The sequence below is a fragment of the Rhizobium sp. 2MFCol3.1 genome (genome assembly GCF_000377565.1).
Lineage (GTDB): Bacteria > Pseudomonadota > Alphaproteobacteria > Rhizobiales > Rhizobiaceae > Rhizobium.
Window position 1 is genome coordinate 293,548 of record NZ_KB898354.1, and the last position, 25,662, is coordinate 319,209.

Here is a 25,662-nt window from a genome sequence, read left to right on the forward strand (position 1 = left end):
AAGCGAAGCATTCAGAAACAATCTCCGACAGCACGCCGCAGTTCAGTCCAGTCATGTCTTCCACATCTCACTAATTTTTTGCTGCGTCCTGTCGGCGGGCGCGTTACTCCTTCGTCATTGAGGAAGAGGAGTATGAGATGCTGTATGCGATCCTTTGCTATGCCGATGAAGAGCGGGTTTTCTCCTGGACCAAGGAGGAAGAGGACGCCGTGATGGCGAAGCTTTATGCGGTTCAGGCGCCCTTGGCCGAAAGCGGCAAGCTCGGGCCTGTCGGCCGGCTGATGCCGACGACGGCGGCGACCACCGTGCGCAAGGGCAAGGAAGAGCCGCTGGTGCTCGATGGTCCGTTTGCCGAGACCAAGGAGGCGCTGCTCGGCTTCTACGTGGTCGACTTCGACACGCTGGAGGAGGCCGTTGCCTTTTCCAAAGAGCTTTCGTCAGTCAATCCCGGCTCCACATCCTATGAAATCAGGCCGTTCTACGTGTTCCGGCCGGGAGAGAGTGCGACATGACAGACATTGCCTGGATCGACGTGACGCTCGCTTCCGCCCGGCCGAAGGCGCTCGGCGCGCTGCTCAGATACTTTCGCGATCTCGATATCGCGGAAGAGGCCTTTCAGGAGGCCTGCCTGCGCGCCATCAGAACCTGGCCGGACAAGGGGCCGCCGCGCGATCCGACGGCATGGCTGATCTTCGTCGGCCGCAACAGCGGCATCGACGCGGTGCGCAAGCGTTCGAAGACCCAGGCGCTGCCGGACGAGGAGCTGATCTCAGACACCGAGGATGCCGAGAGCGATATCGCCGAGCGGCTGGATACGTCCAATTATCGCGACGACATATTGCGGCTACTCTTCATCTGCTGCCACCCCGACCTGCCGGCGACGCAGCAGATCGCGTTGGCGCTCAGGATCGTCTCCGGCCTCTCGGTGCAGCAGATCGCCCGCGCCTTCCTGGTCGGCGAGAGTGCCATGGAGCAGCGGATCACGCGGGCCAAGGCGCGTGTCGCCAAGGCCGGCGTTCCCTTCGAGACGCCGGATGCGGCGGAGCGGGCCGAGCGGCTGTCGATCGTCTCGACGATGATCTATCTCGTCTTCAACGAGGGCTACAGCCAGGCCGACCCCAAGGCGGAGGCCTGCGCCTTTTCCGACGAGGCGATCCGGCTGGCGCGGCTTTTGCTGCGTATCTTTCCTGCAGAGCCGGAGCTGATGGGGCTGTTGGCGCTGATGCTCTTGCAGATCTCCCGGCGCCCGGCGCGCTTCAGCGCCGACAACGAGATCGTGCTGCTCGAGGATCAGGATCGGTCGCTCTGGAACCGCGAGCTGATCAACGAAGCGTTGGCTTTGCTCGACAAGGCGATCCGCCACCGGCAGCCGGGAAGCTACCAGTTTCAGGCGGCGATCGCGGCGCTGCATTCGCGCGCCAAGAGGGCCGAAGATACCGACTGGGAGGAGATCGAGCTACTCTACCGCGCGCTGGAGCGCATGCAGCCGTCCCCCGTCATCACGCTCAACCGGGCGGTCGCCGTGTCGAAGCTCAGAGGGCCGGGCGAGGCGCTGACATTGGTGGAGACGCTCGGTGAAAAGCTCGACGGCTATTTCTACTATCACGGCCTGCGCGGCGGGCTGTTGAAGCAGATCGGCCGGCCGCGCGAGGCGCGCGAGGCTTTCGATCGGGCGATCGCGCTGGCGCATTCTGCACCCGAGGCCGCGCATATCCGCCGGCAGATCGACAGCCTGAAGATGGAGCCGGCGTTGCCGGCGGTGAAATAATTCCAGAAATCACCTTGCGCCTTGTCGGATCGGCGACATCTCAAACGTTCTTGTAACAGACTGATCAAGAACAGGTTTCACGAAACAGGAGACGACACATGACCGCCATGCACGAGCTTATTCTGGTCCGCGAATTCGATGCGCCGCGCGAAAAGATCTTCAAGGCCTGGACCGATCCCGAGCTGATGAAGGAGTGGTTTGTGCCGCGTCCCTGGACGATATCCGACGCCAAGCTCGACGTGCGCGCCGGCGGCGCCAATCTGATCGTGATGCGCAGCCCAGAGGGGCAGGAGTTTCCCAATCGCGGCGTTTATCTCGAAGTGATCGAGAAAGAGAAGCTGGTCTTCACCGACGCCTATACCAGCGCCTGGGTGCCATCCGAAAAGCCGTTCATGACGGCGACCGTACTGCTCGAGGATCTCGGCAACGGCCGCACCAAATACACGGCAACGGCCGTGCACTGGACCGCCGAGGACAAGAAGACCCACGAGGAAATGGGTTTTCACGAGGGCTGGGGCAAATGCGCCGATCAGCTCGCCGAGCTTCTGGCGCGGATGTGATTCGAACAAGCCGAACAAGGGGATGGGACGATGTCCGCAATCATTGATTCAAATCCTGCGCAACCGCGCTGGCAGACCATCACCGGCCTCGTGCTCAGCGGCCTCATCGTCGCCTTCCTCGTCTTCGACGGCGCGATCAAGCTGGTACCGATCGCGCCCGTGACCGAAACGCTGACGGCGCTCGGCTACTCCGCCGACCCGATGCTGGCCCGCAGCCTCGGCATCATCACGCTCGCCTGCGCGCTGCTTTACGCCATCCCGCGCACCTCGGTGCTGGGAGCGATCCTGCTCACCGGCCTGCTCGGCGGCGCGATCGCCACGCATTTGAGGGTCGGGAGCCCGGTGTTTTCGCATCTGCTCTTCGGCGTCTATCTCGGGCTGATGGCCTGGGGCGGGCTCTATCTGCGCTACGAGGCGGTTCGCAGGATGATTCCGTTCAGGCTCTGAAGTGATTGAAATGAGAGTCGGATTTGGCGGCGGGGCCGGTACGGTTATCGGCGGCGGTCTCGGCCCGTGCCCTAAGAAAAGCCGACCGAGGGCGACGGCAATGCGAACCACACTCCTCCGGGACTGACATCTCCGGCTCCGGTTTCCAGCCACTCGCTTACGATCGAATTGGCGATATCCAGGTCAGACTCGCCGTAATGTGTTTGTAGAATCCAGTCGAACTTCGTTCCCGCGCCGCCTTTCACAGGCTTGGCGCCCGAGGCAAGCAGCGCCAGGATGCATTGTCTTATAAACTCGGTGAGCTCCGCGTTCTCCAGCTGAAAGCCGTCCCGCCCGGCTGGAACTATTTGCCATAAACCGACAGCATCGACCTCAAGTTCGTCTGGCAGCGTATCGATATGTTCGGCAATCGTATGGCCATAGATCTTATGACGGGTGTCCAGCTTCATTGGTGATGTGCCTCGATCCTGAGTGGAGATTGGGATCGCTGTTTCTACGACGCTAGCTCTCGTTCCGCCTAGCTCCCCCATCAACTTTATCGAACGATCCGTTCTAGAATTTGTCATTGCGCCCCACCTCGGCCATCCTTATCTGCAATCTAAAGATTTCAACGGGATGCAAGCCATGGAACTCGGCCTTTATACCTTCGCAGACGTCAACCCCAATCCTTCCAGGAGCAAGGGGGCGGAAGGGGCCGAGAGGTTGAAGCATCTGATCGAGGAGATCGAGCTTGCCGATCAGGTGGGCCTCGACGTCTTCGGGCTGGGTGAGCATCACCGGCCGGATTACGCGGCGTCCGCGCCGGCCGTGGCGCTGGCGGCGGCTGCGGTGAAGACCAAGAACATCCGGCTGACGAGCGCCGTCACCGTGCTGTCCTCCGACGATCCGGTGCGGGTGTTCCAACAGTTCTCGACGCTCGATCTTCTCTCCAACGGCCGCGCCGAGATCATGGCGGGGCGGGGGTCGTTCATCGAATCCTTCCCGCTGTTCGGCTATAATCTCGAGGATTACGACCAGCTTTTCGAGGAAAAACTCGACCTTCTGCTTGCCCTTCGCGACAGCGAGGCGGTGACGTGGTCGGGCGAGATGCGGCCTGCGATCAACGGGCGCGGCGTTTATCCAAGGCCGTTCCAGGACCCGCTGCCGGTGTGGATTGCGGTTGGCGGCACGCCGCAGTCGGTGGCGCGCGCGGGTGCGCTCGGGCTGCCGGTGGCGCTGGCCATCATTGGCGGCGAGCCGCATCGGTTTGCGCCGCTATTTGATCTCTATCGCGAGGCGGCACGGCGCGCCGGGCAGGATCAGGCCAAGCTGAAGACATCGATCAACGTGCACGGTTTCGTCGCCGACACGACGGATGCGGCGGCCGATCAGTTTTACGGACCGCAGGCGGAAGTGATGAACCGGATCGGCCGCGAGCGCGGTTGGGGGCCGACGAGCCGCCCGCATTTCGACGCCTCGCGCGGGCCGAAGGGGGCGCTCTTCGTCGGCGATCCTGAAGTGGTGGCCGAGAAGATCATCGCGCATCACAAGCTGTTCAAGAACGATCGCTTCCTGTTGCAGATGGCGATCGGCCTGATGCCGCACGACCAGATCATGCGCGGGATCGAGCTCTACGGCACGAAAGTCGCGCCGATCGTCAGAAAGGCATTGACTGAGAGCGGCGAAGGGGCGAAAGCCAGCGCCTAAAGCAGGAGCTTCATGGCGTAAAGGATGAATTGGATTTCCCCCGGCGTCGTGTTCTGTTCCAGATTCGAGAGCCGGCCGACCGGCCGTAACCTTAGGGCCGGAAACGGAATTTCATGATTATCGAGACTGAAGACGAACTCCTGAAGCTCAAAGAGATCGGCCGCATTTGCGCCAATGCGATCCAGATCATGGCGTCGTCCATGGAGCCGGGGATCACCACGCAGGAACTCGACGATATCGGCCGCCGGGTGCTTGAAAGTGCCGGCGCGCGCTCGGCGCCGGAGTTCTGCTACCAGTTTCCCGGTGCAACCTGCATCAGCGTCAACGAGGAGATCGCGCACGGTATTCCCGGCGCGCGCGTCATCCGCCCTGGTGATCTCGTCAATATCGACGTCTCGGCCGAAAAGGATGGTTTCTTCTCCGATACCGGCGCCTCCTTCGTCGTGCCGCCGTCGAAATCCAAGCTCGACAAGCTCTGCCGTGACGGCAAGCGGGCGCTTTGGGTCGGTCTCAACCAGGTGAAATCGGGCGAGCCGCTCGCCAAGATCGGCCAGGCGATCGGCGCGTTCGCGGCCAAGAACCGTTATACGCTGGTGGCGAACCTCGCCAGCCACGGCGTCGGCCGCTCGCTGCACGAGGAGCCAGGCGAGCTTTCGACATGGCCGGATCCGTCCGAAAAGCGGATCATGACGGATGGGCTGGTGTTCACCGTCGAGCCCTTCCTGTCGCTCGGCGCCACATGGGCCGAGGGCGGCGACGACGCCTGGACGCTCTACGCCGATCCGCAGGCGCCGACGGTGCAATACGAACATACCGTGGTCGCGACCCGCAACGGGCCGATGATCCTGACGCTGCCGGATGGGCAGGTGTAACGTCGGTTCCGACGATCTGTCTTACGATATAACGGACACATAACGCGAGACGCCCTGCTCAAAGAGCAGGGCGTTTCCGTTTGGTTCTGTGAAGCCGGTCGTGCTTAGTCTTGCTTGGGCTGCTGCAGGATTTCTGCGGCGGCGCGTTCCAGGATGCCGGCGATGCGCTTGGCTTCGTCCTTCGACCATGGATAGCGCAGCTTCAGCGCCGATTTCAAAAGCATGCGGGCGGCGACGACTTCGCTCTTGTCCTCGGGGAAGGCTTCTTCCTCGCGGTCCGGGCCACGGCTTTCCGGATCGAAGATACGGCGTACATGCGCCATCTTCTCGCCGATGCGCTCCAGCTTTCCAAGCGTCATTTCGATCATGGAACTGTTCTGCTCGACCTGTTTGCGGCCGCTTTCGGTGATGCGGTAGAGCTTCTTCGTGCCCTCCGCCTCGACCTCGGCGAGGCCGGTTTCTTCCAGATAGGTCAGCGCCGGATAGATGACGCCGGGGCTTGGGACATAGAAGCCGCCGGAGCGCTCTTCCAAGAGCTTGATCAGCTCGTAGCCATGGCGCGGCTGTTCGGCCAAAAGCGCCAGGATCACCAGCTGCAGATCGCCTGCCGCGAACTTCCGCCCCATGCGAAAGCCACCGCCACCCATCATTCCACCTCTAAAACCTCTCATCGATCACTCCTTATGATGTATCGTTGATTATGTCGTAAAACATATATCGTAAGATATGGCGTTTCAAGGGCAGGCCGTAAATTTCCGGAATTGATGGGTTCATCAGAAAATCTTGATTGCGGCTCGCGGTGTGCGGCGCGATAAGCGAGCCATGTTGGCTCGCAATGAACTTCCCCCCACACCTTCCCATGCACCCCTGTTTCGCACGGCGCTGGCCGGAATGATCGCCATGGCGGCTGCCATGGGCTTCGGGCGGTTTTCGTATACGCCGATCCTGCCCGGCATGATGAGCGGCGTGCCGCTGTCGGCCGCCGATGCCGGCTTCATCGCGTCGGCCAATTTCGTCGGTTATCTCGTGGGCGCGGTTCTCGCCGCTTACGGCTGGGCGGCGGGGCGGGAGCGCAAGGTGGCGCTGTCGGCACTTCTCGCCAACGCCATCCTGCTCGCCGCTATGGCCATGACCCATTCCGTTATGCTCTTTGCCGTCATCCGCTTTCTCGCCGGCCTCGCCAGCGCCTTCGCGATGATCTTCACTTCGTCCATCGTGCTTAGCCACGGCGCTGCCGCCGGCAACGACCATGTGCAATCGGCGCATTTTGGCGGGCCCGGGGCGGGGATCGCTTTGTCGTCGGTCATGGTCTTCGTCATCGGGCTCATCGCGCATGGCGGCCCGGATGCCTGGCGGATCGACTGGATCGGCGGGGCGATCTATTCGGCGATCAGCCTTGTGCTCGTCTGGCTGCTTTTGCCTGCGGGCCCTGTTGCCAGCGGGCAGACCGGCAAGGAGCCGCCGATCACGTGGAGCCGGCCGATGCTCTTGGTCACGCTCTCCTATGGCCTTTTCGGCTTCGGCTATGTCATCACCGCCACCTTCCTCGTCACCATCGCCCGGATGGCGGCATCAGGTGCCGTGGTCGAATTCCTCTGCTGGTTCATCGCGGGGCTGACGTCTGCCGTCGCGCTATTTGCGTGGAAGCCGCTGGTGCGGCCGCTCGGGCTCGGCTGGATCTATGTCGCGGCCCTTCTCGTCGAAGCGCTCGGCGTGCTCGCGACAGTGATGCTGCCGCCATCGGTAGCGCCGCTGATTGGCGGGGCGCTGTTCGGTGCGACGTTCCTGGCGATTACCGCCTACGGTCTGCAGATCGGCCGCAAGCTGGTTCCTTCCAGCCCGCGCCGGGCCTTCGCGATGATGACGGCGGCCTTCGGCCTCGGCCAGATCGTCGGTCCGATCGTCGCCGGCGCTTTGGCCGAGCGGACCGGAAGCTTCGTCGCGCCCACCTATGTGGCGGCTGTGGCGCTCGTCGTCTGCGCCATCATGGTCATGCCTGTGATCAAGAAGCTCTCCTAAGCGGTTACAATTGCGTAACAATGGCGTCAGGCCATTGCCGCTTTCCGCGAACTGCCTTAATTTCCGGCGCAATCGCTCTTATAGAGCTTGCGAAGACACTCGTTCAGGAAAGCAATCCCACCCGTGTTTCTATCCTACTTCCCGAAGCCGAAACTCTTCTTCACATCGGCCGTCGTCTGGGCGCTCATCGGCGTTCTCCTTTGGTATTTCGGAGGCTCGAGCCTCGGCGCCGCGATCGGCCTGCCGCCGCTGGCTGCCGGGCAGGAAGCGCCGATCGGCGTGTCCGTGTTCTGGTCGACGCCGTTCCTGTGGTTCTACATCTACTACATCGTCTTCGTCGCCATCTTCGCGGGCTTCTGGTTTACCTACAGCCCGCATCGCTGGCAGATGTGGTCGGTGCTCGGCTCGGCGCTGATCATCTTCAACACCTATTTCTCGGTGCAGGTGAGCGTCGCCATCAATGCCTGGTACGGTCCGTTCTACGACCTGATCCAGCAGGCGCTGGCAAAGACCGCGCCCGTCACCGCCTCGCAGCTCTATCTCGGCATGCTCGGCTTTGCCGGCATCGCCTTCGTGGCGATCACCGTCGGCGTGCTCAACCTGTTCTTCGTCAGCCACTGGATCTTCCGCTGGCGCACGGCGATGAACGAATACTACATGGCCCACTGGCCGAAGCTGCGCCACATCGAAGGCGCCTCGCAGCGTGTGCAGGAAGATACGATGCGCTTTTCGTCGACGGTCGAAAGCCTCGGCGTCAGCCTGGTCAGCTCGGTAATGACGCTGATCGCCTTCCTGCCGGTTCTCTTCAAGATCGGCGCCAGCATCACCGAACTGCCGCTGATCGGCGACGTCCCGCATGCGCTCGTCTGGGCGGCGATCTTCTGGTCGGTGTTCGGCACGGTGTTCCTCGGCCTCGTCGGCATCAAGCTGCCGGGCCTCGAATTCCGCAACCAGCGCGTCGAAGCGTCCTACCGCAAGGAACTCGTCTACGGCGAAGACCACGCCGACCGCGCCACGCCGCCGACAGTGGCCGAGCTCTTCGCCAATGTCCGCCGCAACTATTTCCGGCTCTATTTCCACTACATGTACTTCAACGTCGCCCGCATCTTCTACCTGCAGGCCGACAACCTGTTCAGCTTGATCGTGCTGGTCCCGTCGATCGTCGCCGGCAAGCTGACGCTTGGCCTGCTCACGCAGATCAACAACGTCTTCGACCAGGTGCGCGGCTCGTTCCAGTATCTCGTCAATTCGTGGACGACGATCGTCGAGTTGCTCTCCATCTACAAGCGCCTGCGCACCTTCGAATCCGCCATCGACGGTGAGCCGCTGCCGGATATCGACCAGCGCTATCTGGAGCGCGAGCAGGGGATTATTCACGCCGACGGCTAGTTCGCGGGCGGAATGGAGTTTGCGAGACGCCGCGTGTCTTGGATGCGCGGCGTTTTTTTGTTTGTGGGGGGCGTTACGCGCCAGAACGCTCATCCAACCCACCACGCACGCCAACAACCGCGCGCGAAGCAAAGCCTCACGACGGCCGGCGTCATAAAGCGGGAAGGGCAGGCGGTTTGTTATTGGTGGTATTGGTTGTCAGGCTGTCCGCCTGCCCGATCGCCTCGGTTTCCGGTTCGCCCGACCCGACAGGAGCGTCTCTCGGATCGGTCTTGCCGGTGGATCATCGGCCCTGACGGCGTCCGATCCCCTTGGCAACCATCACCACACGCCGGATTTCGAGCGGCTGAGCATCCGGTTCGCGACCCGGCTCCCAGTGCGGTGACGAGGGGAGTATGGCGGGGTGGTGTGGGGTGGGGATGAGAAAGGTGTCGGGTTGGGGGTAGGGTGTTGAGTGGGTTGAGGGATTTGTTTTGTGGGGTGGGTGGTTGTGCCCGTGCGGTGGGGTGGTGGTATGGGGAGGGTTCGATGTCGCTGATGTTGGCGCAGAGCAATACCCCCCTCTGTCCTGCCGGACATCTCCCCCACAAGGGGGGAGATCGACTCGTGGCTTGCTCCCCAATCAAGCAATGAGCGTGGAGCGAGCGGTTGCGCCCAGCCAATCTCCCCACCTGTGGGGGAGATGCCCGGCAGGGCAGAGGGGGTATCACACGGTAAAACGCTCACCGGTAGGCAGATGGTGGGCAAAACGCCTGACGGCCTCCCCCCAAAAAAATCACAACCCCGAAGCCGGCGTCCCCTGCAGCTTGCCGCGGGCCTTGATCACAGGGATCGCCTCCGAATAGCTCACACAGGCCACATCAGCCCTACGGCAGACATCGCTCACCAGCCGGTCGAGTGCCCGCCAGTAGGCGCCGCCGTTCATCTCGACGAAGTGGAAGCCCAACTGCAGCGGAATGCGGTCGCCCGTATATTGCTTGTCGAAGGCGCGGGAAAAGGCGGCGTAGGCGCGGTCTTCGAATTCCTTGCTGTCGGCCTTGTCTTCCTCGCCCTTGGAGTGGCGGACGAAGAGGTTGTAGTCCATGCCGACGATCGGGCGGTCGCGCGGGCCCTCGGGGATCAAGGGCAGGCCGAAGCGGATGATGCCGCCTTCCTCGACCGGCATGGCCGGACCCTTGGTGACGAGGCTGGCGTCATAGGTGAAGCCGGCCTTCTTTTCGGCGGCGATCATGTCCGAGCCAGCGGTCGCCGACAGATAAGGGGCGCGAAAACCGTGGATGCCGTGGTCGACCAGATCCTGCCAGCCCTTCGGCTCTTCCAGATCGACGCCCTTCCAGGCGTTCTTCAGCGTCCGGTGGAAGGTGGCGTATTCGTCCGACCAGTCGGCCTCGCTCCACTGGCGGCCGTCGAAATGGCCGCAGGCGTGGCTGGAGATGTCGTGGCCTTCGAGATGGGCGTGCCAGATGTTGCCGAGGCGCTCGCGAATCTCGTCGTCACTCTGGGCGAAGCCGATGTTGGAGCGGCCGGGCTTCTGGTGCGGCGCCTGGTAGGCCTTCTTCATTTCCTTGTTCATCAGGAAGGTGCAGGAGAGAAAATAGGTGAAATGCGCGCCGTTCCTGGCCGCCATCTCGCGGCTCTTCTGCCACAGCGCGTTGTCGTGGGCGCCGTCGAAGGAGATCATCACCAGCTGCTTCGGCTTGGTTGCCGGGTTGACGTTTGAGGCGCCGTCGGCGGTCTGGGCGAGCGCCGGGGCAGCGGCCGGCGCGAGCAGCGAGAGGGCAAGCGAAAGGGAAAGACAGGAGCGAGAGATTATACGAGACATGGGCACCGCGACGATTTGTTTCGGGCTTTTCTGTTACAGAATTGAGGCGAAGCTGCGGTGCCGCTGGCATTTTCCTGCACACGACGATAAGCCTGTCTCATAGTCAAAACAGGAATTTAGCGATGCAGCTTCTCATCTTGAGCCTCATCCTCTTTATCGGCCTTCACCTCATCCGCGTCATCGTTCCGGATTTTCGCCGGTCGATGATCGACAAGCTCGGCAAGCCGGTCTGGGGCGCCGTCCACGGCATCCTCAGCATCGTGACGTTGCTGTTCCTCGCCTATGCCTTCGATCAGGCGCGCGGCATGTATGGCACGCTCTACAATCCGCCGATCTGGATGGCGCATATCACGCTGACCCTGATGCTGATCGCGATGATCTGTCTGGTGGCGGGCTTCCTGCCCGCCGGGCATATCCGCGCCAAGCTGAAGTTTCCGCTTCTGGTGGCGATCAAGATCTGGGCGCTGTCGCATCTTCTCGCCAATGGCGAGCCGGAGGCGATCGTGCTGTTCGTGGCGTTTCTCGCCTGGGCGGTGCTGCTCCGGATCTCGATGAAGCAGCGGCTGCGCAATGGGGAAATCAAGCTGCCGGTGTTCGTCTCGGCCAAGTATGATCTCTATGCCGTGGTCATCGGCGCGGTGCTCTGGGCGGTCATCCTGTTCAAGCTGCACGAATTGGTGATCGGCGTTTCTCCGCTTGTGATGTAACGATTCTTTCACATCCCCCTTACAACGGATGCAAAATGGGGTAGAAGGCCCGACAATGTGCGTGCAACCCGCATGATTTTGCATATCCGCTGCCGGAGACGAGAATGGCATTCAACGACGATAGCTTCATTCGTGAGGTCAATGAGGAACTGCGTTCGGACCAGATGAAGGGTGCGTGGCAGCGTTTCGGCCGCTACCTGATCGTTCTGGCCGTCCTCATCGTTCTCGGCACGGTCGGCTACAAGGTGTTCCAGTATTGGGATAACAACCAGTCGTCCGGCACCGGCGACCAGTTCATCGCCGCCATGAAGCTTGCCGACGAGAACAAGAGCGACGAGGCGCTGACAGCGCTCGAGAAGCTCGAGAAGGAAGGTCACGGCGACTATCCGATCCTGGCGCGCCTGCGCGCCGCCTCCGTGCTTGCCCAGAAGGGTGACGCCACGGGCGCCATCGCCGCCTTCGACGTGATCGGCAAGGACGCCAAGGCGCCGGCGCCGATCCGCGATGCCGCCAAGATGCGCGCCGCATGGCTCCTGATCGAAAACGGCACCTATGAGCAGGTCTCGGCCCAGGTCGAGGAAATGGCCGTTCCGACCAACGCATTCCGCCACTCCGCTCGCGAAGCGCTCGGCCTTGCCGCCTACAAGGCCGGCAACATGGCTCAGGCCCGCCAGTGGTACCAGGCGATCGCCGACGATGCGCAGTCACCGCGCAATGTTGCCAATCGCGCCCAGATGATGCTTGATAACATCACCGCATCCGGCAAGGCGCCCGCCGCACAGGGCTGAGTTTAGGGTATTTCAATGAGCTTTACGGTCGCGATCGTCGGTCGCCCGAATGTCGGCAAGTCAACGCTTTTCAACCGGCTGGTCGGAAAGAAACTGGCGCTTGTCGACGACACGCCCGGCGTCACCCGCGACCGCCGCCCCGGCGATGCGCGCCTGATGGGGCTGACCTTCACCATCATCGATACCGCCGGTCTGGAAAGGGCCGAGGCCGAGAGCCTGCAGGGCCGCATGCGCGCCCAGACGGAAGCGGCGATCGACGAGGCCGACATCTCGCTGTTCGTCGTCGATGCCAAGTTCGGCCTGACGCCTGTCGACAAGGAACTGGCGGAGATGCTGCGCCGTCGCGGCAAGCCGGTCGTTCTCGTTGCCAACAAGTCGGAAGCCAAGGGTTCCGACGGCGGTTTTTACGACGCCTATACGCTCGGCCTCGGCGAGCCGGTGCCGATCTCGGCCGAACACGGGCAGGGCATGCTCGACCTGCGCGACGCGATCGTCGAAGCGGTCGGCGAGGATCGCGCCTATCCGCCGAAGGAAGACATCGCCGAGACCAACGTCAATCTTCCCCACGAGATGGAAGAGGACGAGGACTACGAGCCCGAGTACGACGACACCAAGCCGCTGCGCGTGGCGATCATCGGCCGCCCGAATGCCGGCAAGTCGACACTGATCAACCGCTTCCTCGGCGAGGACCGCTTGCTCACCGGCCCCGAGGCCGGCATTACCCGCGACAGCATTTCCGTCGAGTGGGACTGGAACGGCCGCACCATCAAGATGTTCGACACGGCGGGCATGCGCCGAAAGGCGCGCGTTACCGAGAAGCTCGAGAAGCTGTCGGTCGCCGATTCCTTGCGCTCCATCCGCTTCGCCGAGACCGTGGTCATCGTCTTCGACGCGACCATTCCCTTCGAGAAGCAGGACCTGCAGCTGGTTGACCTCGTGGTTCGCGAGGGACGCGCCGCCGTTCTCGCCTTCAACAAGTGGGACCTGATCGACGAGCCGCAGGCGCTTCTGGCGGACTTGCGCGAGAAGACCGAGCGGCTGTTGCCGCAGGCGCGCGGCATCCGCGCCGTGCCGATCTCCGGCCAGACCGGCCGCGGCCTCGACAAGCTGATGCAGTCGATCATCGATACGGACATGACGTGGAACCGTCGCATCTCGACCGCCAAGCTCAACCGCTGGCTGGATTCGATCACGACGCAGCATCCGCCGCCGGCCGTCTCCGGCCGCCGCCTGAAGCTGAAATACATGACCCAGGTCAAGGCCCGCCCGCCGGCCTTCATGATCTCGTGCACCCGCGCCGACGCGCTGCCGGAATCCTACACACGCTATCTGGTCAACAGCCTGCGCACGGATTTCAACATGCCCGGCGTGCCGATCCGGATCATGTATCGCGAGAAGGACAATCCGTACGAATCCAAGAGCGGCGGACGACGCAAGCCGCAGCCTGCCAAGTAGCAGCTTGGCCTGGTAGCTGGCCAAGTGACATGTCGGGTGCAGCCAAGGCTGCGCCCGCACTCCGCTTTTTTAGCGATGAAGATGGGCTGTCTCAGCCGTCGAAGTAATAGATCGGATCGCGGGTGAGTTCGCCATTGCCGACGTGGCCGTAGACGTCGTTTCCAAGAATCCAGAAGCTTATAGCCTGGGTCTCCATGGAAAAAATGTAGTCTCCCGATATCCAATGCTCGGCTTTACTTCCGGATAGCGAAAACAGGTGTTCGCCGGCCTGGTACATGACCGCCTTGTGCGACTTCGAATCATATAGATAACGTTCGTCAGCCATGTTGCGCCCTGATTCTACATGGTGAGAATCTCACGCAGACCGTGCTTTGTCTAATAATCCTGATTTAATATATATGACTATTTTTGGTATAAAGGCCGCCGGGGCTGCCCGCCGGAAGCGCAATTCTTGAAAATTATGTGACAGGCTGTCGGATGCGGCAGCGGCCAGACGTCTTGATGGGGAGGGCATGGATCGCCTTTTATAGGGGATCCGCGCCAGATCGGTTCGCACAGGGAGGTGCACGATGATGAGCCATTCGCATCAGGGGTCCTATCGGTGGGTGATCGTGGCGGCGGGCGCGCTGATGACCTGCGTGGCGCTGGGGGCGATGTTTTCGCTTGCGATCTTCCAGGAGCCGATCGCGCTCGATACCGGCTGGTCGCATATCGGCATCGCCAGCGCGATGACGCTCAATTTCATCGTCATGGGCATCGGCGGCTTCGTCTGGGGCGCTGCGAGCGACCGGTTCGGGCCGCGCGCCGTGGTGCTTGTGGGCGCAGCATTGCTCGGGCTGGCGCTGGTGCTTTCCAGCCGGGCGGTGACGCTCCTGCAATTCCAGCTGACCTATGGCATCCTCGTCGGCATCGCCGCCAGCACCTTCTTCGCACCGATGATCGCGGCGACCACCGCATGGTTCGACGAGCATCGCGGCCTTGCCGTCTCGCTGGTCTCGGCCGGCATGGGCGTGGCGCCGATGACTATCTCGCCCTTCGCCCGCTTCCTGATCTCGGCCTATGACTGGCGCACCGCGATGCTGATCATCGGCATCGGCGCCTGGGTGCTGCTCCTGCCGGCCGCACTCTTGGTGCGCCGCGCGCCCGAGAGTGCCGACGATGATGTTGGCGCAGCATCGCCGAGTGGCGCGATGGCCACGGGCTCAACGCCGGCGGGGCGGGGGAATGCGCGGCTCGCCGACGTGTTCCGCTCGCCACAGTTCATCGTGCTCGGGCTGACCTTCTTCGCCTGCTGTGCGGCGCATTCCGGGCCGATCTTCCATATGGTGAGCTACGCGACGATCTGCGGCGTGGCGCCGATGGCGGCCGTCAGCATCTACAGCGTCGAGGGGCTGGCGGGGCTGGGCGGCCGGTTGATCTACGGTTCGCTTGCCGATCGCGTCGGCGTCAAGCCCGTGATCGTCGGCGGGCTGCTCATCCAGGCGATTGCGCTGATGGGCTATCTCTTCGTCAGCCGGCTTGGCGAATTCTACGCGCTGGCGATGATCTTCGGCAGCGCCTATGGCGGCGTCATGCCGCTCTACGCGGTGCTGGCGCGCGAATATTTCGGGCAAAAGATCATCGGCACCGTCTTCGGCGCCGCCACCATGCTTTCCAGCCTCGGCATGGCCTTCGGCCCGCTGATCGGCGGCTGGATCTTCGATCACTTCGCCAATTACTCGTGGCTGTTCATCGGCTCGGCGTTGGTGGGGCTGGGCGCGGCCGCGATCGCGCTGGCGTTTCCGCCGCTGCCGGGTGAGCGGGGGCGTCAGGCGGTGGGGGCTGCGGAGTAGGGTTTACACCATCGTCGCCGCATCCCCATCGCCGAGGCGCTTGTTGCGTGGTAGGGACTTGGCGGCGTATTGCCAGGCCTTCTTCCATTTCGGGGTGATCACCCCGTTGGCGGCGCGGATGTTGGTGATGAACTGCAGCGTTGCCGCTTCCCAGGAATATTGGACGGCGAGCTCGCGGGCCTTTTGCCGCGAGGCGGAGAGCGCCGCGAGGCAGGCGATACGCAGATCGTCGTCGAGCGCGCCGACCTCGCTATCCTCGCCGATGATATCGAGCGGGCCGGTGACCGGGTAGGCGGCGACGGGGACGCCCGAGGCCAGCGCCTCGAGGATGGTGTTGCCGAAGGTGTCGGTCAGCGACGGGAAGACGAAGACGTCGGCCTGGGCGTAGATCGCGGCCAGTTCCGGGCCGACCTTCAGGCCGGTGAAATGCACATCCGGATGGCGCTTCTCGAGCTCGGCGCGGGCGGGGCCATCGCCGACGACCACCTTGGAGCCGGGAAGATCAAGATCGAGAAAGGCCGGCAGATTCTTTTCCAGCGCCACGCGGCCGACCGTCATGAAGATCGGGCGGGAAAGGCCGAAGGGCTTTTCCTCGAGTTCGGCCGGGTGGAACTGTTTGGCGTCGATGCCGCGGCTCCAGGGCATCAGGTTGCGGATGCCCTTTTCGGAAAGCTCGCGTGCCAGCGAGGGCGTCGCCACCATGCAGCCGGCGCCGGAATTGTGGAACCACTTGACGAAGGCGTAGAGCCAGCTCTTCGGAATGGGGAGCCGGGCGGCGACATACTCCGGGAAGCGGGTGTGATAGCTGGTGGAGAACGGCATGCGGTTCTTCAGGCACCAGCGCCGCGCCGTCAGTCCCAGCGGGCCTTCGGTGGCGATATGGACGTAGGACGGCTTGTGCTTGGCGATCTCCCGCGCAACGCTGCGGTAGCGGGCGATCGACAGGCGGATTTCGGGATAGGTGGGGCAGGGGATGTTGCGAAACCCCTGCGGCGTCACCATCGCCACCTCGACGCCGATCTTGGCGAGCTCGCGATTGGTGTTTTCGATCGAGCGGACGACGCCGTTGACCTGCGGATGCCAGGCATCCGTGACGATGACCAGCCGCTCCGGCTTGCCCATCGGCAAGGCGGCGACGTTTTCGCCATCGCTGGCATTTTGCAGGCGTTGCAACATGATCCGACTTCCATCCGCGCCATCGGCGCACCGCTCCGGGCGGGCGCCGGATAATCGATTCCCGCGCTCATATTCTCGCTGCTGTCGATGATGGAAATATTACAGGGTGGGTGAGGCGGCGGGTTACGTCCAATTGGGTAATCCTTGATTGTGGATTAGTATTGATTGCAATTTTTAGGATTGTTACTCCTTTGCAAGTTTGAGGGGAACAATTCATGTTTACACCATTGCGGGTGCTGGCATTGCTGGCAGCGTTGATGCTTGCCGCGTGCGCGAGTGTCGATGCCAAGAAGATTGCGAAATTTGGAGAAGCAACCACCGAGGTTGCCCAGATCGTTGCGCATGTTCCCGAGGTGGCTGACAAGGTAGCCGCGCAAGATGCATTTGAAGATCAGGCCACGACGTTCGAAAGCCGTTCTGGGGATCCAAGTTTTCCGCCCGCGGTTCCAGATCGGGATGAGAAACTGCGAAAAATCTGGGCGGTGCGCATTGGTACTCTGAATGCGATCTCCAACTACGGCGCTGCGCTGGCTGCGGCTGCAAGTGGTGAAGATGCCACGAAACTGGATAGTGCTGTCGGGAATTTGAAAACGGCGGTGAATACCGTGCCGACAGTCGCCAAGAATGAGAGATTTCAAGGCGCTGCATCCCTCGTTCAGAGCACCAGCAAACGTTTGTTTACTCACGTCTCGGATGCGCGTCTGCGAGAGGCCATCACCGAAGCCCATCCTCTGATCGTTAAGAGTGCTGCGCTGTTGACTACCGACTTAGAAAACGTTGGGTCGATCATCGAGGGCAACTACAAGAGTTGGCTACGGGCGAAGAAGCTCATACTCCGCGACGCTCGAGAGGACGGAACCAGTGCTGACCTATACAGCATGTATCAACAGTTCTCGAAAGACTTCGATGAGATGCAAGTGACCATCGCTTTCTTTCGTCCTCAGCATGCTCCGCGTTACAAAGAGCTGCTGTCGAAAATGGTCGATGCTCATGCGGCGTTGAAAACACCCGATGCTGATGCCGTTAAGATCGACGATTTTGTCTCGGCTGTCAAAGAGATGGCCGATGCTTTCAAACAACTGAACAACAAATAGGGGAATGACCATGGCGATCACTCCGTTGGATGAGTGCATTGATGCTCTTTTTGATCGCATTGATATGACGGCAAATAAAGTCGAACGTGCTGAGCTCATCAAGATCAAGAACAAGCTTATTGCCTTGAGAAAGAAACAGTTGCTGACCGAGCTCGATCAAAACTCGGATCAATATCTAGAGATTACCGGTCATCTCGAAGCCATAACCGCCGACATGAAGGCGACCATTGACGCGATCGATGCAGCAAGCCAGGCGGCGGCTCTGCTTGTTCGGATATCGGCGTTGCTGGCGGGCGTCTAACCCCACTCAAACCCCAAGCTTATCCTTCGCCACCAGCGCCCCATGCTCGCTCACGACCCGCGCTGCGACCTTGGCGGCGAAGCGGGCGGCTTCAGGCGCGTCGTGGGTTTCCAGGTAATGGGCGATGAAGGCGCCGTTGAAGCTGTCGCCGGCGCTTGTGGTGTCGACGACCTGCTCGACCCGCTCGGAGGGAACAAAGGTCTCGTCGCCGTCGAAATCGAGCGTTATGCCGTCGGCGCCGTTCTTGACGACGACGTCGCGGACGCCGAGTGCGCGGTAGCGGTGGATGGTCGCCTCGATCGAGACGTCGCCGAAGTGCAGGGCCTCGTCCTCGAAGCTTGGTAGCACCATCGATGCTGCGCGCGCGCCTTCGCTGATGGTCGCATGCATCTCGTCATAGCCCGACCACAGGCGCGGGCGGATGTTGGGGTCGAAGGCGACGAGCTTGCCGGATGCCTTGGCGCGGCGTGCTTCGGCAAGCAACGTGTCGGCGTCGTCGCGCGAGAGTATCGCCAGCGTGATGCCGGAGAAATAGACGACGTCGGCGCCTTCGATCGCCTGGCGCAGGAAGTCGGCATCGGCGGCGAGCTGGCGGGCGGCGGAGTTGTCGCGCCAGTAGCTGAAGGAGCGTTCGCCATCCTTCAGGCTGATCATGTAGAGGCCGGGCGCCTTGCCCTTGATGCGGCGAATGCTCTCCGTGCCGATGCCGGCTTCAGCGAAGAAGGCCACCATCTCGTCGGACATGGCGTCGTCGCCGAGCGCGGTGCAGTAGTCGACCGACCAATCCTTATCGAGGCAGGCGCGGGCATACCAGGCGGTGTTCAGCGTATCGCCGGCAAAGCCCTTGCGCAGCAGCCCGGCGCCGGCCTGCGACAGCTCCACCATGCACTCACCGATCGATAGAAAACGTCCGCCCACTGCTAGCCTCCCCAGATGTTGCGTGTTCGCTGATACGCGCCGCGCGCCACGCTGACAAGCGCGGATTGGCTGGATATCGCGATGCGGGTGGGCGCGGGACCACCACGGGCTGGCCGGTGTCTTTGCAACTGGCGCGCAAAAAGACGTGAGCGCGGTTGTCTTTTGCTTTCTGCGCTTTAGTCTCGGCGTGGACACGAACATGGCGAGGATTTGCGACAGATGGTGGTTCGGACGGGCGGGAATGCGGACTGGTGGCGGGGTGCTGTTGTCTATCAGGTCTATCCGAGATCGTTTCAGGATACGAATGGCGACGGGCTGGGCGATCTCAAGGGGATCACGAGACGTCTGCCCTATATCGCCAGCCTCGGCGTCGACGCGATCTGGCTCTCGCCCTTCTTCAAGTCGCCGATGGCCGACATGGGCTACGACGTTTCCGATTATTGCGACGTCGACCCGATTTTCGGGACGATCGCCGATTTCGACGAGATGATGGTGGCCGCGCATGCACTGGGTCTGAAGGTGATCATCGACCAGGTGATCTCGCATACCGCTGATGTGCACCCCTGGTTCGTCGAAAGCCGCTCCAGCCGCACCAACGACAAGGCCGACTGGTATGTCTGGGCCGACCCGAAGCCGGATGGGACGGCGCCGAACAACTGGCTGTCGATCTTCGGTGGGCCGGGCTGGGAATGGGACGGCGTGCGCCGGCAGTATTACCAGCACAACTTCCTCACCTCGCAGCCGGATCTGAACTTCCACAATGCCGACGTTCAGGACGCGCTGCTGAAGACGGTGAAATTCTGGCTCGACCGCGGGGTCGACGGCTTCCGGCTGGATACCGTCAACTACTATTTCTGCGACAAGCTCCTGCGCGACAACCCTCCGCACGAGCCCGATACCAGCGATGGCGGGCTGGATGCGCCGGATACCAACCCCTATGGGATGCAGAACCATCTCTACGACAAGACGCAGCCTGAAAATATCGGCTTCCTGCAGCGTTTTCGCGCGCTGCTCGACCGCTATGAGGGGCGCACGACGGCGGGCGAGGTGGGCGACGGGGCGCGCTCGCTGAAGACGGTCGCGGCTTATACGACTGGCGGCGACAAGCTGCACATGTGTTACACTTTCGACCTGCTTGGCCCTGAATTCACCGCGGCCCATATCCGCAACTGCGTCGATGCCTTCCAGAAATCGGTGGCCGATGGCTGGGTCTGCTGGGCCTTCTCCAACCACGACGTCAACCGTCATCTCAGCCGTTTCGCCAAGACGGTGGAAGAGAGGCCGGTGGTTGCCAAGCTGGCGATCTCGGTGCTTGCGACGCTGCGCGGTTCGATCTGCCTCTACCAGGGCGAGGAACTCGGGCTGCCGGAAGCCGATCTCGCCTTCGAGGACCTGCGCGACCCCTACGGCATCCGCTTCTGGCCGGCCTTCAAGGGCCGCGACGGATGCCGCACGCCGATGCCCTGGGAAGCAGCCAAGGCGCATGCCGGCTTCACGACGGCCGAGAAATCCTGGCTACCGGTGCCCTATGAGCAGGCTGCGCTCTCGGTGGATGTTCAGGAAGGCGATGCGCATTCGGTGCTCACCCACTACCGCGACACACTGGCCTTCCGCAAAAAGCATCCGGCGCTGATCGACGGGGCGATGACCTTCCTCGACACCAACCAGGATTTACTGGTGTTTACGCGGAGGAAAGACAGCGAGACGCTGCTGTTTGTATTCAACCTGACACGGGAGGCTGCGGCGTTCGGCTTGCCTGCAGGGATGGTGCTTGGCGAGCGGCTGGAAATGCCGGGGGCGGGTGGAACCGTTGACGGCGGCAAGGTGGTGCTCGGGGCGCTGGAAGGGTTTTGCGCGCGGGTAACAACGTAGGAGCGAAGCGATGGCGGTCACTGAAGCAATATTCGATTTCGATCTGGCGGAAATGCTCGATTCCGATGAGGCCATCGAAACCTATCTCGACGAAGTGCTGAAGACGGGCGATGCAGCCTTAATCGCGTCGGCCCCTGACGTTGTCCTGTGCGCCAAACGCGCGAGCGACAACACCGTCGGCTGTCGGACTTAGTGAGATCTTGAGTTACGCGATTGAAGTGACGGTCGCCAACCCAGACCTCACCCGATCAGCTTGAACTGGTCGACATCCACCATGCCCATGTCCGAGATCTTCAGATGCGGGATGACGGGCAGCGGCAGGAAGGCGACCTGGAGGAAGGGTTCTTCGAGCGTCGTGCCGAGGGCGTAGGCGGCTTTTCGCAGGTCGTGCAGCGTGTCGCGGACGGTCTCGTAGGGTTCGAGGCTCATCAGGCCGGCGAGCGGCAGCGGGATCTCGCCGGTGACCTTGCCGTCCTCGACGACGACGAAGCCGCCCTTGATCTCGCCGAGCCGGTTGGCGGCCATGGCCATGTCGTCCTCGCTGACGCCGACGACGCAGATGTTGTGGCTGTCATGGCCGACGGTGGAGGCGATCGCGCCCTTCTTCAGGCCGAAGCCCTGGACGAAGCCGTTGGCGTGGTTGCCGTTCTTGCCGTGGCGCTCGATGACGGCGACCTTGATGATGTCGTTGTCGAGATCGACCGCCGTCTGGTTGCCCTTGACGGGCAGGCGATAGCGGCGGTGTTCGGTGATGATCTTGCCCGGCATGACGCCGATAACGGGTGTTTCGCCATCGGCGACCGGCACGCCGAAGTGCGCGGCGTTGACCGGCCGGGCCTTAACGCTGTCGAGGCCGACGGGGGCGATGGGCTTGCGGGTTTCGAAGAGCGCCGAGGTCACTTTGCGGCCGGCGGAGAAGACCATTTCGGCCTTGCAGTTCTCAAGGCTGTCGAGGATCGCGAGGTCCGCGCGCCAGCCGGGGGCGACGAGGCCCCGGTCTCTAAGCCCAAAGGCGCGGGCGGCGGAGATCGAGGCGGCGCGGTAGATGGCGAGCGGCTCGACGCCGTTTTTGATGGCGGTGCGGATCATGTAGTCGAGATGGCCCTGCTCGGCGATATCCAGCGGGTTGCGGTCGTCGGTGCAGAGCGCCAGATGCGGCGACAGGCGCTCGGTGATGATCGACATCAGCGCGTGCAGATCCTTGGAGACTGAGCCTTCGCGCACCAGGATGTGCATGCCCTTGCGGATCTTTTCCAGCGCCTCTTCGGCGCTCGTGCATTCATGCTCGGTGCGGATGCCGGCTGCGAGATAGCCGTTGAGATCATTGCCCGAGAGAAGCGGGGCGTGGCCGTCGATGTGGTCGCCCTGGAACGCCGCCAACTTCGCCATGCAGACGGGATCCTTGTGGATCACGCCGGGGAAGTTCATGAATTCGGCAAGCCCGATGACCTTCTCGTGGTCGCGGAAGGGCAGAAGCTTTTCGATCGGCAGGTCGGCGCCTGATGTTTCCAGATGCGTGGCGGGGACGCATGAGGAGAGCTGGACGCGGATGTCCATGATGGTTTGTTCGGCCGAATCCAGAAAATAGCGGATGCCTTCTTCGCCGAGCACGTTGGCGATCTCGTGCGGGTCGCAGATCACGGTGGTGACGCCATAGGGGAGCACGCAGCGGTCGAACTCGTGCGGGGTGACGAGCGAGCTTTCGATGTGGAGATGCGTGTCGATGAAGCCGGGGACGACGATGCGGCCGGATATGTCGATCTCGGTCTTGCCGTTGTAATCGCCGCAGGTGCCGACGATGGTGTCGCCGGAGATGGCGATGTCCGATTGCACCAGTTCGCCCGTCACAAGATCGAAAAACCGCCCGCCCTTGAGCACGATATCGGCCGGCTCGCGGCCGGTTCCCTGGTCGATGAGGCGTTCTAGTCTTTCGGTCATGGGGCTCTCTGGTTCGGTGTCGTTGGGTGGCCACTCTAGAGAGGCGGGCGCTCGATGGGAAGGCGCGGATCGGTCTTGTCCTCGTCCATGCCGTCGCAGGGGTCGCCCCGTTCCGGGGTCGGGCAGGATTGCGTCTATTCGGCCTTGCCGAGGGCGCCGATCAGTGTGTGGATCTGCTGGTTCAAGGCTTCGATCTCGGTCAAGGTCATGCCGGAGCGGCTGAGCAGCGTGTCGCCCAGGCATTTGCTGCGGGCGAGCATGTCGCGGCCCGCTGATGTCAGGAAGACGTTCACCTGGCGTTCGTCCTGGGTCGAGCGGCGACGTTCGAGGAGGCCTGCCTGCTCCAGCCGCTTCACCGGTGGGGTGATGGTGCTCGATTCCAGCGATAGGCGATCGGCGATGGCGCCGATCGTGGCGCCGTCCTGCTCGCCCAGCACATTCAGCACCAGATATTGCGGATAGGTGATCCCCATCTCGTCCAGCATCGGCTTGTAGGTGCGGTTGATGGCGAGGCTTGCCGCGTAGAGCGAGAAGCACAGCTGGTCGTCCAGCGGCGGAGTGGTGATGCCGGGCGTGGGTCTATGGGAAGCGTGTATCTGGTCGGTCATGCCGAGGCTCCATCTGTCTGTGCGATTACCACTATCATAAAAATGATATCGCGATAATCTTTTTCGTAGACAGGAAAATCTGAGGTGCTATGAATATGTTTATCGCGATATCGATTATTGCGAAAACAAATGGAGATGAACATGACTGACGACATCCAAAATGCCTCGAGACGGCATGTTATGGTCGCAGGGCTCGGCCTCGTCGCGACGGCCGCTGCCGCCTCCTTCACCAATTCGGCTGAAGCCGCGAGCCACAAGCATTCCGCAGCCGCCAACCAGAAGACCGCTCATTCGACAGCTAAGGACAAGAACGCCATGACCAGCAGCTACATCACCACCAAGGACGGCACGCAGATCTTCTACAAGGATTGGGGCACCGGTCAGCCGATCGTGTTCCATCACGGCTGGCCGCTCAGCGCCGACGACTGGGATGCGCAGATGCTCTACTTCCTCGGCAAGGGCTACCGGGTGATCGCGCATGACCGTCGCGGCCATGGCCGCTCCAGCCAGCCGGGCCACGGCAACGACATGGATACCTATGCGGCCGATGTCGCCGAGCTTGCCGAACATCTGGATCTCAAGAATGCCATCCATGTCGGCCATTCGACCGGTGGCGGCGAAGTCACGCGTTATGTCGGTAACTACGAGAGCCGTGGCCGGATTGCCAAGGCGGTGCTGATCGGCGCGATCCCGCCTGTCATGCTGAAGTCCGACAAGAATCCGGGCGGCCTGCCGCTTGAAGTGTTCGATGGCTTCCGCACGTCAATTGCCGCCAACCGGGCACAATTCTATCGCGACATCCCCGAGGGCCCGTTCTACGGCTTCAACCGGCCGGGCGCCAAGGTCTCGCAGGGCGTGATCGACAATTGGTGGCGGCAGGGGATGATGGGCAGCGCCAAGGATCAGTATGATTGCGTCGAGGTGTTTTCCGAAACGGATTTCACCGACGATCTCAAGAAGATCAAGGTTCCGGTTCTCGTCATGCATGGCACGGACGATCAGATCGTGCCGATCGCCGACTCGGCGCTGCTTGCCGCCAAGCTTTTGAAGAACGGCACGCTGAAGACCTATGACGGCCTGCCGCACGGCATGGCAACCACGCATGCCGACATCATCAACGCCGATCTCCTGAAATTCTTCCAGGCCTGATCAAGGCCGCTTGTGGCGAAGGCCATGTCGAAAGATCCGCAAACGAAAACCGGGCGCCCGCGAGGGCGCCCGGTCTGTATTTGATCGCAGAGGCGAGCCGAATTACTCGGCGGAGACGATCTTGCCGTCTTCCCACTTGTAGAGGGAGAAGCTCTGCGAGGTCAGGTCGCCGGTTTCGCCGTAGGTGAGCTTGCCGATGGCGGTTGCGATCGGCTCGCCGGCCTTCAGCGCCGTTGCGACGGCTTCGGAATCTTCAGCACTTTTCGCCTTCTCGATGCCGGCCTTGATGACTTCGACGGCGGCATAGGCGTTCAGCGTGAAGGCTTCGGCCGGGATGCCCTTGGCCTTCAGCGCGTCGGCGGCAGCCTTGGAGTCGGGGCTCTTGGTGGCGTCGACGGCGTTGGTGAAGATGGTGCCGGCGGCAGCATCCGTGCCGATGTTCCAGAACTCGGTGTTCGACAGGCCGTCGCCGCCGATGATGACAGCATTGACCTGCAGGTCATGCAACTGGCGGGCGAGCAGGCCGCCTTCCGGGTGGTAGCCGCCGAAGTAGACGACGTCGACCTTCTCGGCCTTGAGACGCGTGGTCAGCGCGCTGAAATCCTTGTCGCCGGGCGACAGCGCGTCGTCGAGGACTTCCTTGATGCCGCCGGCGTTGATCGTCGCCTTGAAGTTGTCGGCGAGACCCTTACCGTAAGCACCCTTGTCGTTGATGATGGCGATGCGCTTGTCCTTGAAGTTCTTCAGGACGTAGTTGGCTGCGACTTCGGCCTGCTGGTCGTCGCGGCCGCAGGTGCGCAGAACGTTGGCGAGGCCACGCTTCGTCAGGTCAGGAGCCGTTGCGGTCGGGGTGACCATCAGCACGCCGTTTTCAGCGAAGACGTCGGAAGCCGGGATGGCGACGCCCGAAGTGACCGGGCCAACGACGAAGCGGATGCCGTCGCCGACGAGCTGGTTGGCGGCCGAAACGCCCTGCTTGGGCTCGCCGGCGTCGTCAGCGGTCTTCAGCACGACCTTTTCGCCGAGGATGCCGCCGGCCTTGTTGATTTCGTCGACGGCGGTCTGGGCGCCGTTCTTCACCTGGTCGCCGTAAGCGGCAACCGGGCCGGTCAGCGGTGCGATCAGGCCGATGGTGATGTCGGCATGCGCCAGCGGCGCGAAAGAGATGGAGGCAACCAGCGCCGCCGTCAGGGTCTTCAGGGTCATTTTGTCTCTCCTTGGATGGGTCTTCGACCCGCGACTGTCCTGCCGCTGCGATCAA

General features: G+C 62.3%; 26 protein-coding genes. 17 read left to right on the plus strand and 9 right to left on the minus strand.

The features are described 5' to 3' along the window. Nucleotides 1–137: 137 nt before the first annotated feature. The 4 genes from D460_RS0104340 to D460_RS0104355 all read left to right on the plus strand — a co-directional run bounded on the left by D460_RS0104340 (nt 138) and on the right by D460_RS0104355 (nt 2,775). On the plus strand, nt 138–512 hold the full coding sequence (locus tag D460_RS0104340) for a YciI family protein (RefSeq protein ID WP_018897284.1): 375 nt from the start codon (nt 138–140) through the stop codon (nt 510–512). Continuing rightward, nucleotides 509–1,768 carry an RNA polymerase sigma factor gene (locus D460_RS0104345; protein WP_018897285.1) on the plus strand — a complete coding sequence of 420 codons (1,260 nt, stop codon included), beginning with the start codon at nt 509–511 and terminating at the stop codon, nt 1,766–1,768. The genes D460_RS0104340 and D460_RS0104345 overlap by 4 nt, the downstream gene beginning before the upstream one ends. A gap of 98 nt (nt 1,769–1,866) precedes the next feature. After that, entirely contained in the window at nt 1,867–2,328 is a 462-nt protein-coding gene (locus tag D460_RS0104350) for an SRPBCC family protein (protein WP_018897286.1), read from the plus strand. A 30-nt stretch (nt 2,329–2,358) separates the two neighbouring features. Further along, a complete protein-coding gene (locus tag D460_RS0104355) occupies nt 2,359–2,775 on the plus strand; it encodes a DoxX family protein (protein WP_018897287.1) in 417 nt (138 codons plus the stop codon). A gap of 71 nt (nt 2,776–2,846) precedes the next feature. On the opposite strand, the gene D460_RS0104360 is transcribed toward D460_RS0104355, so the two are convergent. Next, nucleotides 2,847–3,224, minus strand: coding sequence for a hypothetical protein (locus D460_RS0104360; protein ID WP_018897288.1), 378 nt, complete (start codon nt 3,222–3,224; stop codon nt 2,847–2,849). 175 nt (nt 3,225–3,399) lie between these two features. Here D460_RS0104360 and D460_RS0104365 point away from each other — a divergent pair, with 175 nt between their 5' ends. Together D460_RS0104365 and map are read left to right on the plus strand one after the other, a co-directional pair. After that, on the plus strand, nt 3,400–4,461 hold the full coding sequence (locus tag D460_RS0104365; protein WP_018897289.1) for an LLM class flavin-dependent oxidoreductase: 1,062 nt from the start codon (nt 3,400–3,402) through the stop codon (nt 4,459–4,461). Between the two features lie 113 nt (nt 4,462–4,574). After that, nucleotides 4,575–5,333, plus strand: coding sequence for a type I methionyl aminopeptidase (gene map / locus D460_RS0104370; protein WP_018897290.1), 759 nt, complete (start codon nt 4,575–4,577; stop codon nt 5,331–5,333). Nucleotides 5,334–5,437: 104 nt separating this feature from the next. On the opposite strand, the gene D460_RS0104375 is transcribed toward map, so the two are convergent. Then, nucleotides 5,438–6,004 carry a PadR family transcriptional regulator gene (locus D460_RS0104375; RefSeq protein WP_026282782.1) on the minus strand — a complete coding sequence of 189 codons (567 nt, stop codon included), beginning with the start codon at nt 6,002–6,004 and terminating at the stop codon, nt 5,438–5,440. Nucleotides 6,005–6,155: 151 nt separating this feature from the next. On the opposite strand from D460_RS0104375, the gene D460_RS0104380 reads away from it, so the two are divergent. Together D460_RS0104380 and sbmA are read left to right on the plus strand one after the other, a co-directional pair. Continuing rightward, on the plus strand, nt 6,156–7,352 hold the full coding sequence (locus D460_RS0104380; RefSeq protein WP_026282783.1) for a YbfB/YjiJ family MFS transporter: 1,197 nt from the start codon (nt 6,156–6,158) through the stop codon (nt 7,350–7,352). Between the two features lie 123 nt (nt 7,353–7,475). Continuing rightward, nucleotides 7,476–8,741, plus strand: a complete 1,266-nt coding sequence (sbmA, locus tag D460_RS0104385) for a peptide antibiotic transporter SbmA (protein ID WP_018897293.1) — start codon at nt 7,476–7,478, stop codon at nt 8,739–8,741. Between the two features lie 775 nt (nt 8,742–9,516). Here the strand turns inward: sbmA and D460_RS0104390 are convergent. Then, entirely contained in the window at nt 9,517–10,563 is a 1,047-nt protein-coding gene (locus tag D460_RS0104390) for a polysaccharide deacetylase (RefSeq protein ID WP_018897294.1), read from the minus strand. Nucleotides 10,564–10,685: 122 nt separating this feature from the next. Here D460_RS0104390 and D460_RS0104395 point away from each other — a divergent pair, with 122 nt between their 5' ends. The 3 genes from D460_RS0104395 (at nt 10,686) to der (ending at nt 13,513) form a co-directional block, all read left to right on the plus strand. Then, a complete protein-coding gene (locus D460_RS0104395) occupies nt 10,686–11,270 on the plus strand; it encodes an NnrU family protein (protein ID WP_018897295.1) in 585 nt (194 codons plus the stop codon). A gap of 104 nt (nt 11,271–11,374) precedes the next feature. Then, entirely contained in the window at nt 11,375–12,058 is a 684-nt protein-coding gene (locus tag D460_RS0104400) for a tetratricopeptide repeat protein (RefSeq protein WP_018897296.1), read from the plus strand. 15 nt (nt 12,059–12,073) lie between these two features. Continuing rightward, the gene (gene der / locus D460_RS0104405; protein ID WP_018897297.1) at nt 12,074–13,513 is read left to right on the plus strand and encodes a ribosome biogenesis GTPase Der; all 1,440 of its coding nucleotides are present in this window, start codon (nt 12,074–12,076) and stop codon (nt 13,511–13,513) included. A gap of 91 nt (nt 13,514–13,604) precedes the next feature. Here der and D460_RS0104410 read toward each other — a convergent pair whose 3' ends face one another. Further along, entirely contained in the window at nt 13,605–13,838 is a 234-nt protein-coding gene (locus tag D460_RS0104410) for a hypothetical protein (protein WP_018897298.1), read from the minus strand. 247 nt (nt 13,839–14,085) lie between these two features. Between D460_RS0104410 and D460_RS0104415 the strand changes: the two genes are divergently transcribed. Next, on the plus strand, nt 14,086–15,345 hold the full coding sequence (locus tag D460_RS0104415) for an MFS transporter (RefSeq protein WP_037110862.1): 1,260 nt from the start codon (nt 14,086–14,088) through the stop codon (nt 15,343–15,345). Between the two features lie 3 nt (nt 15,346–15,348). On the opposite strand, the gene D460_RS0104420 is transcribed toward D460_RS0104415, so the two are convergent. Then, nucleotides 15,349–16,467, minus strand: coding sequence for a glycosyltransferase family 1 protein (locus tag D460_RS0104420; protein ID WP_245267712.1), 1,119 nt, complete (start codon nt 16,465–16,467; stop codon nt 15,349–15,351). 269 nt (nt 16,468–16,736) lie between these two features. Between D460_RS0104420 and D460_RS0104425 the strand changes: the two genes are divergently transcribed. Next, nucleotides 16,737–17,615 carry a hypothetical protein gene (locus D460_RS0104425; RefSeq protein ID WP_018897301.1) on the plus strand — a complete coding sequence of 293 codons (879 nt, stop codon included), beginning with the start codon at nt 16,737–16,739 and terminating at the stop codon, nt 17,613–17,615. Between the two features lie 10 nt (nt 17,616–17,625). Beyond that, nucleotides 17,626–17,916 carry a hypothetical protein gene (locus D460_RS0104430; protein WP_018897302.1) on the plus strand — a complete coding sequence of 97 codons (291 nt, stop codon included), beginning with the start codon at nt 17,626–17,628 and terminating at the stop codon, nt 17,914–17,916. Nucleotides 17,917–17,922: 6 nt separating this feature from the next. On the opposite strand, the gene D460_RS0104435 is transcribed toward D460_RS0104430, so the two are convergent. Beyond that, the gene (locus D460_RS0104435; RefSeq protein ID WP_026282785.1) at nt 17,923–18,834 is read right to left on the minus strand and encodes a sugar kinase; all 912 of its coding nucleotides are present in this window, start codon (nt 18,832–18,834) and stop codon (nt 17,923–17,925) included. Between the two features lie 219 nt (nt 18,835–19,053). Between D460_RS0104435 and D460_RS0104440 the strand changes: the two genes are divergently transcribed. Both D460_RS0104440 and D460_RS32580 read left to right on the plus strand, forming a co-directional pair. Beyond that, nucleotides 19,054–20,706, plus strand: coding sequence for an alpha-glucosidase (locus D460_RS0104440; RefSeq protein ID WP_018897304.1), 1,653 nt, complete (start codon nt 19,054–19,056; stop codon nt 20,704–20,706). 10 nt (nt 20,707–20,716) lie between these two features. Continuing rightward, the gene (locus D460_RS32580) at nt 20,717–20,899 is read left to right on the plus strand and encodes a hypothetical protein (protein ID WP_018897305.1); all 183 of its coding nucleotides are present in this window, start codon (nt 20,717–20,719) and stop codon (nt 20,897–20,899) included. A gap of 47 nt (nt 20,900–20,946) precedes the next feature. Here the strand turns inward: D460_RS32580 and ade are convergent, their stop codons facing one another. Beyond that, the gene (gene ade, locus D460_RS0104450; RefSeq protein WP_018897306.1) at nt 20,947–22,644 is read right to left on the minus strand and encodes an adenine deaminase; all 1,698 of its coding nucleotides are present in this window, start codon (nt 22,642–22,644) and stop codon (nt 20,947–20,949) included. 134 nt (nt 22,645–22,778) lie between these two features. Beyond that, complete coding sequence (locus tag D460_RS0104455) at nt 22,779–23,252, minus strand: MarR family transcriptional regulator (protein WP_018897307.1); 474 nt, start codon at nt 23,250–23,252, stop codon at nt 22,779–22,781. A gap of 315 nt (nt 23,253–23,567) precedes the next feature. On the opposite strand from D460_RS0104455, the gene D460_RS0104460 reads away from it, so the two are divergent. Beyond that, on the plus strand, nt 23,568–24,401 hold the full coding sequence (locus D460_RS0104460) for an alpha/beta hydrolase (protein WP_113010331.1): 834 nt from the start codon (nt 23,568–23,570) through the stop codon (nt 24,399–24,401). 102 nt (nt 24,402–24,503) lie between these two features. On the opposite strand, the gene D460_RS0104465 is transcribed toward D460_RS0104460, so the two are convergent. After that, nucleotides 24,504–25,607, minus strand: a complete 1,104-nt coding sequence (locus D460_RS0104465; RefSeq protein ID WP_018897309.1) for a branched-chain amino acid ABC transporter substrate-binding protein — start codon at nt 25,605–25,607, stop codon at nt 24,504–24,506. Between the last annotated feature and the right edge of the window lie 55 nt (nt 25,608–25,662).